This is a genomic window from Kineosporia sp. NBRC 101731, from assembly GCF_030269305.1.
Classification (GTDB): domain Bacteria; phylum Actinomycetota; class Actinomycetes; order Actinomycetales; family Kineosporiaceae; genus Kineosporia.
In genome coordinates this window covers 498768-511268 of the sequence record NZ_BSTC01000004.1, presented here as the reverse complement: position 1 = coordinate 511268, position 12501 = coordinate 498768, and the positions used below count along the sequence as shown (strand labels likewise).

At 68.2% G+C, this 12501-nt stretch carries 11 protein-coding genes; 4 read left to right on the top strand and 7 right to left on the bottom strand.

The window, feature by feature from the left end; all coding sequences use genetic code 11:
* Positions 1–78 precede the first annotated feature (78 nt).
* Positions 79–1509, top strand: coding sequence for a non-reducing end alpha-L-arabinofuranosidase family hydrolase (locus tag QSK05_RS15260; RefSeq protein WP_352301409.1), 1431 nt, complete (start codon positions 79–81; stop codon positions 1507–1509).
* A gap of 68 nt (positions 1510–1577) precedes the next feature.
* Here the strand turns inward: QSK05_RS15260 and QSK05_RS15255 are convergent, their stop codons facing one another.
* Positions 1578–3110, bottom strand: a complete 1533-nt coding sequence (locus QSK05_RS15255) for a GGDEF domain-containing protein (RefSeq protein ID WP_285597854.1) — start codon at positions 3108–3110, stop codon at positions 1578–1580.
* 31 nt (positions 3111–3141) lie between these two features.
* Between QSK05_RS15255 and QSK05_RS15250 the strand changes: the two genes are divergently transcribed.
* On the top strand, positions 3142–3291 hold the full coding sequence (locus tag QSK05_RS15250; protein ID WP_285597853.1) for a hypothetical protein: 150 nt from the start codon (positions 3142–3144) through the stop codon (positions 3289–3291).
* Here the strand turns inward: QSK05_RS15250 and QSK05_RS15245 are convergent.
* The gene (locus tag QSK05_RS15245; protein WP_285597852.1) at positions 3270–3884 is read right to left on the bottom strand and encodes an ester cyclase; all 615 of its coding nucleotides are present in this window, start codon (positions 3882–3884) and stop codon (positions 3270–3272) included. The genes QSK05_RS15250 and QSK05_RS15245 overlap by 22 nt on opposite strands.
* Positions 3885–4001: 117 nt before the next feature.
* Here QSK05_RS15245 and QSK05_RS15240 point away from each other — a divergent pair, with 117 nt between their 5' ends.
* Entirely contained in the window at positions 4002–4391 is a 390-nt protein-coding gene (locus QSK05_RS15240) for a winged helix-turn-helix transcriptional regulator (RefSeq protein WP_285597851.1), read from the top strand.
* 75 nt (positions 4392–4466) lie between these two features.
* On the opposite strand, the gene QSK05_RS15235 is transcribed toward QSK05_RS15240, so the two are convergent.
* The 4 genes from QSK05_RS15235 to QSK05_RS15220 form a co-directional block, all read right to left on the bottom strand.
* Complete coding sequence (locus QSK05_RS15235; RefSeq protein ID WP_285597850.1) at positions 4467–7028, bottom strand: glycoside hydrolase family 78 protein; 2562 nt, start codon at positions 7026–7028, stop codon at positions 4467–4469.
* Positions 7029–7090: 62 nt separating this feature from the next.
* Positions 7091–7987 (bottom strand): carbohydrate ABC transporter permease, encoded by an 897-nt coding sequence (locus QSK05_RS15230; RefSeq protein WP_285597849.1) that lies wholly within the window; start codon positions 7985–7987, stop codon positions 7091–7093.
* Between the two features lie 2 nt (positions 7988–7989).
* Positions 7990–8874, bottom strand: a complete 885-nt coding sequence (locus QSK05_RS15225) for a carbohydrate ABC transporter permease (RefSeq protein WP_285597848.1) — start codon at positions 8872–8874, stop codon at positions 7990–7992.
* A gap of 61 nt (positions 8875–8935) precedes the next feature.
* Positions 8936–10240, bottom strand: a complete 1305-nt coding sequence (locus QSK05_RS15220) for an ABC transporter substrate-binding protein (protein WP_285597847.1) — start codon at positions 10238–10240, stop codon at positions 8936–8938.
* A gap of 127 nt (positions 10241–10367) precedes the next feature.
* On the opposite strand from QSK05_RS15220, the gene QSK05_RS15215 reads away from it, so the two are divergent.
* The gene (locus QSK05_RS15215) at positions 10368–11417 is read left to right on the top strand and encodes a LacI family DNA-binding transcriptional regulator (RefSeq protein ID WP_285597846.1); all 1050 of its coding nucleotides are present in this window, start codon (positions 10368–10370) and stop codon (positions 11415–11417) included.
* 85 nt (positions 11418–11502) lie between these two features.
* Here QSK05_RS15215 and QSK05_RS15210 read toward each other — a convergent pair whose 3' ends face one another.
* Entirely contained in the window at positions 11503–12432 is a 930-nt protein-coding gene (locus tag QSK05_RS15210) for a LysR family transcriptional regulator (protein ID WP_285597845.1), read from the bottom strand.
* Between the last annotated feature and the right edge of the window lie 69 nt (positions 12433–12501).

The window sequence follows — 12501 nt, the reverse complement described above, 5'->3', positions numbered from 1 at the left end:
GTGGCCGGTCCGCGGACGGGACGGCACCGCTGGTGGGGTGTCGCGCTGTCCGCGGTGACGCTGCTCGTCGCGGCGGTGATGCTGGGCGGGAACGGTGCGGCTGCTGTGCCCGTCTCCGCGGCGTCCGCCGCCACGATCGACACCAGCACCTCGTACGTCCTGGTCAACCGCAACAGTGGCAAGGCGCTCGACGTGTACAACCTGGCCACCACCGACGGGGCCAAGATCGTTCAGTGGGCCCGCAACGACCAGTCGCAGCAGCAGTGGCAGTTCGTCGACTCGGGCAACGGCTACTACCGGCTGCGGTCGAAGCTGTCGGGCAAGGTGCTCGACGTCTCCAACTCCTCCACCGCCGACGGCGGGGCCATCGTCCAATGGACCGACAACAACGCCACCCACCAGCAGTTCAGCGTCCAGGACATCGACGGCTACATCCAGCTGATCAACCGCAACAGTGGCAAGGCGCTCGAGGTGCAGGGCGGCGCCACCACCGACGGCGCCGCTGTTGTCCAGTACACCGACTGGAACGGCAGTAACCAGCAGTGGCAACTCGCCCCGGTCGGCACGTCAACCCCCACGCCTACGCCCACGTCGACCGGCACCTGCACGCTGCCGTCGAAGTACAGCTGGTCGTCGACGGGCTCGCTCGCGAACCCGAAGTCGGGCTGGGTCTCGCTCAAGGACTTCACCACGGTCCCGTACAACGGCAAGAACCTGGTCTACGCGACGACGCACGACAACGGGTCGAGCTGGGGGTCGATGAATTTCAGCCCCGTCACCAACTGGTCCGACCTGGCCTCGGCCACCCAGAACACGATGACGTCGTCGGCCGTCGCACCGACGCTGTTCTATTTCGCGCCCAAGAACATCTGGGTGCTCACCTACCAGTGGGGCGGAACAGCCTTCTCGTACCGCACCTCCAGTGACCCCACCAACGCCAACGGCTGGTCCGCGGCGCAGCCGCTGTTCTCGGGAACCATCACGGGCTCCGGCACCGGGCCCATCGACCAGACGATCATCGGCGACGGTACGAACATGTACCTGTTCTTCGCCGGCGACAACGGCAAGATCTACCGGGCGAGCATGCCGATCGGTAATTTCCCGGGGACCTTCGGCACCAACTCGACCGTGGTCATGAGCGACACCACGAACAACCTGTTCGAGGCACCCCAGGTGTACAAGGTCCAGGGTCAGAACCAGTACCTGATGATCGTGGAGGCGATCGGCTCCAACGGCCGCTACTTCCGGTCCTTCACCGCCACGAGCCTGAACGGCTCGTGGACGCCGCAGGCAGCCACCGAGAGCAATCCGTTCGCCGGCAAGGCCAACAGCGGTGCCACCTGGACCAACGACATCAGCCACGGCGAGCTGATCCGCGCCAGTGCCGACCAGAGCATGACCGTCGACCCCTGCAACCTGAAGTTGCTGTACCAAGGCCGATCCCCGAGTTCCGGCGGCGACTACGGTCTGTTGCCCTACCGGCCGGGCCTGCTCACCCTGAAGCGCTGAGCGAGCAGGAATAACCCGAAAACGTGCAGCGCCTGCCGGTTCCGGTAGGCGCTGCACGAGCCGGTTCATCAGGGGCCGGCCGGTCCGGGGGCCGACCGGTCTTCGGCGACCAGGATCGGTGCGGCGCTCGAGTCCGGTGCGGCGATCGGGTCGGCAGGGTGAATCTGGTTGCGCCCCGAGGACTTGGCCGCGTAGAGAGCCGCATCGGCCCGGGAGAACACCTCCGCCGCCGACTCCAGGCCGTCCCAGCACGCCACGCCTGCGGAGAAAGTCTGTCCCGCAGGCGTACTCAGACGCATCGCATCGGCCAGAGTCACGGCCGCCGACAGATCGTGGCCCAGGAGCAGCAGGACGAATTCCTCACCGCCCCAGCGCCCCAGCATCACAGCGCGCCCGGCACCCACTCCGGCTCTCGCGGTCTGGACGGTCTCCCGCCAGGCGGCGGCCGCGGCCACGAGCAGCCGGTCACCGGCCTGATGGCCGAACGTGTCATTGAACGCCTTGAAGCGATCCAGGTCCAGGACCGCCACGCACAGCGGCAGGCCCTCGCCCCGGGCGCGGGTCTGCATGCGCTCCAGCTCGGCGTCGGTCGTGCGTCGGTTCGGCAGTCCGGTCAGGGCATCGGTGCGCGCCAGGTCGGCCAGCGCGGACGCCTGGGCGTCCAGGCGTTGCAGCAGGCCGGACATCCGCCACACGACCAGCAGGAACAGCACGACCGAAGACAGCGCGACCGCCCAGGCGTCCAGGTGCAGCCCCAGAGCCAACTGCAGCAGGAGCGTGCCGGGAGCCACCAGACTGGCCACCGTGAGAGCGATGAGCCGGCCACGGGTGAAGTGGGCGTCCTGCCCCTCATCACCGCCGTCGGTGAGGTGGCGCATCGAAGGGTGCAGGGCCGCCGCCGCGAAGCTCACGTAGGCCAGGAGCCAGGGCAACGTGATGATCCCGCCGGAGTAGGTTCCGGTCGTGGTCGTGTACTGGTAGGCGCAGTCGGCCGCCAGCAGCAGCGTGTTGCCCGCCACGAGCCAGCGGAACGCCGTGCTGCGCGCCCCGGTGGTGGTCAGCAGGCGCACGAGCAGCGCCAGCATCAGCACATCACCCATCGGGTAGGCCGCGGCGAGCACCCGGGCAACGGTCGAGTCCCCGGCGGCCTCCAGCCCCGGGCGCATCAGCACGACCCAGCTGAGGAGCACGGACCCGACGGTGAAGATGGCCGCGTCGGTGAAACCCTCACGGTCGCCCTCACCGCTACGGGAACGCACGAAGCTCCAGAAGCCTGCCGCGATGATGACGTAACTGGTGAGGTACAGAGCATCCGCCGGTGACGGGAACGGCGAGATGTGCAGGATCCAGGTATAGACCGCCCACACCAGGTCGGCGCAGGCCCACACCCCGACACCAGCCGTGACCAGCCACCAGCCGCGAGCTGCCGTCGGCCGGTGCCGCCGGATACCCACGGCCAGCATGGCCACACACCCGAAACTGATGACGGTGTACAGAGCGTCGTGGCCGAGGCCCGCAGGCATGAGGGCACACCCGATCGACAGCGCCACGCCGACGACCAGATGCAACCGGAAGAGCGCATCAGCGCGCGGGAGGCTCACCGGTGCAAGGTCGACGCAGCCAGGGCAGGGAATGAGACGCGGGCACTCTTTCGGCCCAGCTGTTCAGGGGGCCGAGCGCTCGCTGACGGTGTCCCGCCCGGCCGTCAACGGCGGGATGGCCCTGCCGGTGACGGCCGCGTCGGTGGAGATCGTCGGTGATCAGACGCCGATCTGCTGGTAGAAGGACTGGTTGTCCCAGAACAGGAACTCCTCGTCCATCACACCGTGGCGGTTCCACAGGCCGACGGTCGCCATGTTGATGGCGTACTTCTTGCCGGTCGGCTTGATGAAGCCGCCGCTCCCGTCCGGCATCGGCCGGGTGAAGGTGCCCTGCATGACGCCGGTGACACAGGTCATGTCGCCCTTGGCGATGCGCAGCGGGTGGGACAGGATCCGCGTGTCCGGGCCCCAGACGAACAGCGCGGCCAGATCGCTGATGTGCTTGTCGATACCGTCGGTGAAGTGCCCGTCGGGCCAGTGCACGCGAACGTTCTCGGCGTGGCTGCGGCCCAGCCGCTTCCAATCCGCGTGCGTGAAGACCTCGAAGTCGAGCTCGTCGAAGGTCTCCAGGTGCTTGCGCTCGGTGTGCGTGAGGTGAGCGGGGAACGGCGGGTTCGGCACCGGCGTGGTGGCCGGGTCCGGCAGGAGGCCGTTGCCCTGAGGGTGCAGGGCCGAGGCTTCGGCCGGGGTCATCCCCCCGGCGACGGCCGTCAGCGCGAAGGCGCCGAAGGCGGCAGCTCCACCGGTTCGCAGCATGGATCGGCGATCGAGCATGGTGCATCTCCCAGGGTCGTCGGTCGCCCGGGCGGCGGCCGATGACGGCGATACTTGCAGTTTCAAATAGATACTGCAACCTCCTGGTAACCACTTTCTAGGAGGTACCATGGCGTCATGACACAGCAGGAGACGGACGAGGTGGAGTACGACGTCTTCTCGGGCTCCTGTCCCTCGCGTCCCACCCTGGAACACGTCACGGGCCGCTGGGGAACCCTGACCCTGGGGGCATTGGAGACCGGCCCGTTGCGGTTCAACGCGCTGTTGCGCCGGGTCGAGGGGATCAGTCAGAAGATGCTTGCCCAGACGCTTCTGGCGCTCGAGCGCGACGGGTTCGTCCATCGGGAGAGTCTTCCCACCGCCGGCTTGCACGTGGAGTACCGGCTGACGCCCCTGGGTCGTGACACCGTGGCGCAGTTGTCGGTGCTGATCGATCTCCTGGAGTCGCGGATGCCCGAGGTGCTGGCGGCTCAGCGCCATTTCGACCAGACCCGGACCGGGGCCTGACCCGCCGGCGCCCCAGTGGCCTGGTGGCCGGGTGGCGGGAACGGCGCCGGAAGAGCCCGGCGCCGTTCCCGGTTCCTACTGCGGGATGGTGAAGAGGTGGGTGCCCGGTCCCACCTCACGCCGTTGCAGCCCCGCCACCTCGACGACACCCGTGGTGCCGATCGGTAGCGTGACACTCACGTCCAGGCTGCCGTCCACCCGCGTCCACACGCATTCGATCGTCCCGTACGGGCTGTCGTGACGGGCCCGGGCACCGGTGAGGTCGCCACCGGGGACGGGTGCGAAGCGGATTCGCCGGTAACCTGGCTCCAGGGGCTCGATCCCGCCGATGACCCGGTGCATCCAGTCCGCGATCGAGCCGAGCGCGTAGTGGTTGAACGAGTTCATCTCGCCCGGGTTGACGGTGCCGTCGTCCAGGAGGCTGTCCCAGCGTTCCCACATCGTGGTGGCGCCCTTACCCACCATGGACAGCCACGACGGCGTCCGTTCCTCCAGCAGCAGATCGAAAGCCGTTTCCAGCTGCCCGGTCCGGCTGAGTGCGTCGGCGACCAGGTTGACCCCGGCGAAACCGGCGCCGACCCGGTTCCCCCGGGCCCGCACCAGGGCAGCCAGTTCGGCGCCGGCCCGCTCCGGGTCGTCGAGCAGGTCGAAGGCAATGGCCAGCGCGTACCCGGTCTGTGTCCCGTTCGTCAGCAGCCCGTCGCTGCGACCCCATTCGGCCCCGAACGCGGTCCGCACCTCGCGGGCCAGACGCCCGTACCGCTCGGCGTCGTCCCCTCGTCCCAGGACGGCGGCGGTCTGTGACAGCCGCTGCGCCGACCACGCGAAGTACGCCGTGGCCACCAGATAGGGGTCGGTCAGGGCGAGCGTCGGGTCTTCCGGTGGCGCCGCCGGATCGAGCCAGTCGCCCAGCTGCATGCCGGAGTTCCAGAGCCGGGAGGGGCCGGCCAGGCGCTCGACCTGGTCCACCCAGGCCCGCGCGCTGGCGTACTGGTTCTCGAGTACGCCGGTGTCACCGAAACGCTCGTACAGCGTCCACGGGGTCAGGACGGCCACGTCGCCCCAGACCGCGCCGGGGTTGATCGGTGTCCACTGGGGCGCGCCCGGGATGACGGGCACGTACCACGGCACGGTGCCGAAACGCTGCTGCTCCACCTCGACGTCACGCAGCCAGCTGGTGACGAACCCGGAGAGGTCGTAGAGGTAACTGCCGGTGGGGGCGAAGACCTGGAGATCACCGGTCCAGCCCAGGCGCTCGTCCCGTTGCGGGCAGTCGGTCGGCACGTCGACGAAGTTGCTGCGCATGCTCCACCGCACGTTCTCGTGCAGGCGGTTCAGGCCGTCGTGGGAGGTCTCGAGCCAGCCGGTGCGGCGCATGTCCGAGTGGTAGACCCGGCCGGTGATGCGCAGCTGGTCGATCTCACCGCGGTAGCCGCGGATCTCCGCGTACCGGAAGCCGTGGATGGTGAAGCGCGGCTCCCAGTCGATGGACCCGTCCGAACCGAGGTAGCGGTCGACGGAGGTGGCGCCCCGCAGGTTGCGGGTGAACAGCGCGCCGTCCTGGAGCAGTTCGGCGTGGTGGATGCTCAGTTCGGGGTCGACGCCCCGGTCGGCGGCCAGGTGCACGCGGCCGGCGAAGTTCTGGCCGAAGTCCACCAGCAGGGTGTCCGGGCCGGTGCGCCCGACGCTGACCGGGCGCAGGTCCTCGGTGCAGCGCACCGGGGGCCCGTCCGGGGCGACCAGGGTGCCGGTCGCGAACTCGGCGATGGCGACCGGTTTCCAGGCCGAGTCGTCGAAGCCCGGGGACGACCAGCCGGGCGACAGCGCGGCCGCGTCATACGTCTCGCCGACGTACAGACTGCTGTGCAGGACGGGGGAGGGGTGGGCGCTCCAGTCGGCGTCGGTTCCGATGCGCAGGCTCGTGCCGTCAGCGAGGTCTATCTCCAGCTGGGCCAGCAGGGCGATGTCGGTGCCGTAGATGTTGAGCGTGCCGCCGTGGAAGCCGTAACGCCCACGCCACCAGCCGTCGCCCATCCACGCACCGATCGCGTTCTCGCCCTCGCGCAGCTGATCGGTGATGTCGTAGGTGTGGTAGCGCAGCCGCTGCTGGTAGACCGTCCAGCCGGGATTGAGTGCCTCCCGACCCACCCGGGAACCATTGATCTCGACCTCGTACACGCCGTGGGCAGTCACGTACAGGCGGGCCCGGGTCACGGCGGCGGGCAGCGAGAACCCGCGCCGGAACTGCGGCGGCCGGCGCTCGGAGTCCGAGGCGTCCTCGGTCCAGCCCGGGCGCACGCCGGCCGCGCTCCAGTCCAGGGCGTGCAGCAGGCCGGCCTCCAGAACCGTGGCCGGCGACCAGGGCGAGACGCTGCCGTCCTCACCGGTGACCCGCACCCGGACGTGAGCCTGCTCCCGGGAGGCCAGCGGTGCGTCGGGCCAGGGCACGAGCACCTGATCGGCGCCGGCCACGGTGAAATGGCCCGTCTGCCGGCCCCGTTCGATCTGCAGTTCATAAGCTGCCTGGCGCCAGGCGGGCTCGGCCTGGGTGGTCCATCCGAGTCGGGGTGTGGCGGTGCCGATACCGAGCGGCTCGCTCAGGTGCTCGACAGTGGGTGCGCTCGGGCGGGGGGCCATGGGGTGTATCCGTTCGCTGCGTGCCGAGATGGCGTGAGGGTCGTCGGGGTGGTGGTGCGGGCTCATCCCTTGACCGATCCGGCGGCCAGGCCACGCATGACACGCTGGTTGAGGAACAGATAGAAGACGAGGACACCGAGGATGCTCACCGAGATCGCGGCGAACAGAGGACCGTACTGCACGGATCCGTACTGCCCGGTGAAGTTCAGCAGGCCGACCTGGACCGTGCGCAGGCTCTCGTCGTTGGTGAAGGTCAGCGCGATCAGCAGGTCGTTCCACAGCAGGAAGAACTGCACGAGCGCGACGGTGATGATGGCGTTGCGCACCACCGGGATCCCGATCGACCAGAACATCCGCAGAACCCCGGCGCCGTCGATCGTGGCGGCCTCGAACAACTCTCGCGGCACGGCGCGGAAGTAGGTGGCGACCATGAACACCGTCAGCGGGATGGCCATCGCGGTGTAGGTGATGATCAGCGGCCAGCGGGTGCCGGTCAGGTGCAGGTGGAAGTAGATGGTGAACAGGGGCAGCAGAAGCATCTGGCCGGGAACCATGATGCCGGCCAGGAAGTACAGCAGTACCGATCCCCGACCGCGCCAGACCAGCACCTCGAGGCCGAAGGCCGCGGCGACCCCGACGAACAGGGCGATGAACAGGGCGGGAAAGACCGTCAAGACGCTGTTGAGCAGATAGGTGCCCATATGGGCCTGGGTGAAGGCGCTTTCGTAGTTGCTGAGACTCCACTGGCCGGGCAGGGTCCAGAACGGCTTGTTCAGGAACTCGTCCTGGGTCTTGAAGGAGCTCAGCAGCAGCCACACGAGTGGATAGACCACGATCAGCAGCAGGACGCCCACGATCAGGTACACGGGTAGGCGACGCAGCAGACGTCCCGGTCGCCCGGGACGCCGAGGTGCCGTGGTCCGAGGCTTTTCGATCTGCGGGGTGAGGGTTGTGCTCACGATCAGCCTTTCGCGATGTCGCGGCGCGTGGACCGGAAGATGAGGACCGTGAACATCAGGCACAAGATCGTGAGGATCGTCGCGATCGTGGAGCCGTAGCCGTAGTCGCCGTAGGTGAAGGAGGTCTGGAACATGTGCAGGGTCAACGGCATCGTGGAGCCACCGGGCCCGCCGTTGGTCAGTGCCACGATCGAGTCGAACACCTTCAGGGTTCCGTTGATGCTGAAGATCAGTGAGGACAGCAGCACCGGCAGCGACAGCGGAAGCACAATGCGCCGCACCAGGTTCAAGGTGCCGGCCCCGTCGATGCGGGCTGCCTCGAGGATGTCTTCCGGGATGTCGAGCAGTCCCGCGTAGAGCAGCACCGCGTAGAAGCCCATGGAACGCCACAGGTCCATGGCGATCAGCACCCAGAACGCACCGCCGGGGCTGCCCAGGAAATCTTGACCACTGCCGCCGAACCACTCCAGTGCGCCGTTGACCGGTCCGGTCGTCGGGGCGACCTGGAACATCTGCTGGAACAGCAGGGCCACCGCCACGGTCGGCAGAATCACGGGGAAGAACACCACGGTGCGGATGAGGTTCGAGGCCCGCCGCAGCATGAAGACGTACAGCAGCGCCAGCAGGTAGCCCAGGGCTACCTGCGCGATCGTGACGATGAAGGCATACCGCACGGTGAACCACAGTGCCTGCAGCGCAGTGGTGTCGGAGAAGAACTTCGTGAAGTTGTCGAGACCGGTGAACTGCATGCCGCTGAGCAGTCCGCCGGAGTAGAACGAGTACACCAGCGACCAGCCGATCGGCACGATCGTGATGAGGGTGTAGATCAGCAGGGCCGGACCGACCAGCAGCAGGACGGCGCGCTTGTCACCCAGGACGTCTTTCATGGTTCTCCCTTGCCGCGGGTGCTCCGGACGCCGGTCCGGAGCACCCGCCCCGAGTCGAGAGTTACAGCGCTGCCTGCACCTTGGACATGAAGTCGGCGCCACTGAGGTCGCCGCGCCCGAGCAGGCCGCCCTGCTGCTGGCTGACCGTGGTGGCCTGGGCGCTGAACAGCGCCTCGAACCACAGCACGCTGCTCTTGGCGCCGGAGACCTGGTCCTGGACGACCTGGGTGACGGGCGGCAGGTCGTGCTTCTCGCTGAGCTTGAAACCGGAGATGACGCCCGAGGTCTCGAGGACCTCGTCGCCGTAGGTGGTGACGATGCACTTGAGCCAGGCGGCAGTGTTGGTGCCGTAGGACTTCTGGCTCAGCAGGATCGGCTGCCCGACGTTCGCCGGTATCTGGTCGATGCTGCCGGCGCCACCGGTCACCGCCGGGAACGGCATGAAACCGATGTTCTCCTCGCCGATCTTGTTCTGGGAGGTGTCGTTGATGTTCGACAGCATCCAGGATCCCATGTAGATCATGGCTGACTTGCCGGTGAGGAAATCGTTGATGGTGCCGTTGTAGTCGTTGGAGGCCACGTTCTTCCCGAACGCGCCCGCCGTGCCCAGCGCCGAGACCGCGTCGGCGGCCTTGACGTAGTCGGGGTCGGTGAGCTTGGCTGATCCGTCGGCGACCTTCTGCAGGGCGTCCGGGCCCAGGGCCCGGAACAGATAGGCCCCCACCCAGCGGGTGATCGGCCAACCGTCCTTGCCGTCAGCGGTGATCGGCTGTACTCCAGCGGATTTCAGCTTGGCGGTGGCGGCCACCAGCTCGTCCCAGGTGCCGGGCACCTCAATGCCGTTGTCGGCGAAGATCTTCTTGTTGTACCAGATGCCCTCGATGTTGAACTCGTTCGGCAGCGCGTACAGATTCTCCTGCCCGTACAGCTTCTCGATCGTCGAGGCGGCGGCCGGCAGGACCGCGTCGCTCAGGCCCGCGGCATCAAGTTCCTTGGTCAGGTCGACCAGCTGCTTGTTCTTGATCAGCTGCCCGACCAGGCTGGGGGTGTTCGGTGCGATCATCGCCGTGGGAAGAGCGTCCTGGCCGGCGAGCAGTTGCAGCTTCTGGTCCTGTGAGGTCTGCTCGACCGTGTCGGCCTTCAGCGGTGCCGCCGTGTTGGCGTCGGCGCACGTTTGGGTGCTCAGGGCGGTCAGGGTCTTGGCGGGTGTCTGGTTGCTGGTCAGGCCCACGAAGGAGAACTCCGAGCTGCCGGCGCCACCACCGGCACCGCCCGACGCGGTTCCCCCGCACGCGGCCAGGGCCAGGGCGCCGGTCACGGCGATCGCTCCCGCCACCAGGCGCGGACGTGCATGTGCTGTTGCCACGTTTCCTCCTTGAAAGTGCAGCAGCGCCGCCGTTCGGGAGGGAACGGCCTCTTCATTGAAGCGCTTTAAGCGGCGACCATAGCTGATGGATTAAAGCGCTTCAACCAGTTCGGGATATAGTTTCGGCATGACGGCGGGAGCTCGGGCGCAACGACCACGACTCGGAAATCGGCCCAAGCTGCACGACGTTGCCGCGCGCGCCGGGGTCTCACCGGGCACCGTCTCGAACGCCCTCAACCATCCGGATCGGGTGGCCGGTTCCACACTTGAGCGGATCAACGTCGCTATCGCCGAACTCGGCTTCACCCGCGACGGGGCGGCCAGTGCTCTGGCGTCGGGGGTCTCCCGAACGGTGGGACTGGTCGTCACCGACCTGATGAACTCCCTCTTCGTCGACATGGCCCGGGGAGCCCAGCGCGCCGCCCGGGCCGAGGGGCTGGACCTGCAGCTGGCCGACAGCGACAACGACCCGGAGCAGCAGCGAGGGCATCTGGAGTTCCTGCACCGGGCCCGCACCGGCGGGGTTCTGCTGGCGCCCGGTCTGGATCCGCACGAGGACATCGCCTTGCTGCGGGACTGGGGCAAACCGTTCGTTCTCGTGAACTACCGCTCACACCAGGACGACTGCTGCGCTGCCCTGATCGACAACGAGCAGGTCGGCTACCTGGCCGCGCGCCATCTCATCGACCTGGGCCGCCGGCGCCTCGCCTTCGTGGGCGGCAACAGCCAGGCGCAGCCCGTCATCCTGCGCCGGCAGGGAGTACTGCGCGCCGTCGCCGAATCACCGGGAGTCTCCGTGGACGACGTCCCCACCCCCGACCTGAATCCTCCCAGCGGAACGCTGGCCGGGGCGCAGCTGGTCGCCACCCCCCGGCGCCGGCGTCCCGATGCCGTCCTGGCGGTCACCGACCTGCTGGCCATGGCCGTGATCGGTGAGTTCGCCGCCGCGGGAGTGCGCGTGCCCGACGACGTGGCGGTCATGGGCTGCGACCACAACTCCGTCGCCTGGGGTGGCGTCATCCCGCTCACCTCGGTGACCATGCGGGGGCAGGAACTCGGGGAGGCCGGGATGAAGCTGCTGCTGGAAGAACTCGCCGAGCCGGTCGAGACCCACCGGCACCGGACCATCACGCTGGAGCCGTCGGTCGTGGTGCGGGAGAGCACCGCCGGACGCTGAGAGGAGGCCCGGCTGATCGTCTGACCAGCACCCGGGACTTGCTCGTTCTCCGGGCGGGCGTCAGGTATCGATGACGTGGATGGGCTCAGGTGCCGGCCGGGGGTGTGGTGGCCCGGTGGGCCGCCCGCAGGACCACATCGCGCAGATACAGGTGCTCCGCGTCGTTGTCGTAGGCCGGGTGCCACCACATCGCCTCGATCAGCGGAGCCACCTCGAATGGGCACGGCAGGGCTCGCACCCCGGCGTTCAGGGGCAGCAGGTCGACCAGGCGGCGTTGCAGCAGAGCCACCCGGTTGGTGCCTGCGACCAGGGGCGGGACGGTCAGGAAGCTCTCGGTGACGATCTGGACGCGCGGCTCGACGCCGAGCATCCGCATCTGCCGGGCGGCCGGGGTGGAGGCCGTCGGGCTGTGATAGGTGACCACCCAGGGCAGCTCCCGCAGATCGTCGAGGTTCAGCCCACCCCGGTGGACGGCCGGTGCGCCGGCGGACACCAGGCAGACCCATTCGTCCTGGTACAGATCGGCGTGCGAAAGTTCGGTGACGAACCCGTGGGGCATGACCAGCAGATCGGTGGTGAGCAGGGACTTGTCGGCCCGGTCCACCGCACCGGGATGGTTCCCGGCCAGCCGCAGGCGCACACCGGGGGCCTCGTCGGCCAGGATCGCCGCCACGGTGTCGCCCAGCACGGACACCGCGTAGTCACTGATCAGCAGGGAGAACTCACGGGTGGAGGACGCCGGGACGAACGCGGCCGGAGCCGCGAAGACCTTCTCGGCGCCGGCCACCGCCACCCGGACCAGCGACTCCAGCTGGGCGGCCAGGGGAGTCAGCTGGTAGTCGTTGCCGACCCGGGTGAGCAGATCGTCACCGAAGTGCCGGCGCAACCGGGCCAGCGACGCGGACAGCGCGGGCTGGCTCAGGCCCATTTCGGCCGCCGCCCGGGTCACGTTGCGGTGACGCAGCAGCGCATCCAGGGCGACCAGCAGGTTCAGGTCCAGCCGGGCCAGATTCATGACGCCGAGTATCCCCACCCATCAATGGCATGGATAGCCCCCATCAGACATCCGGTCTTCCCACCGGCA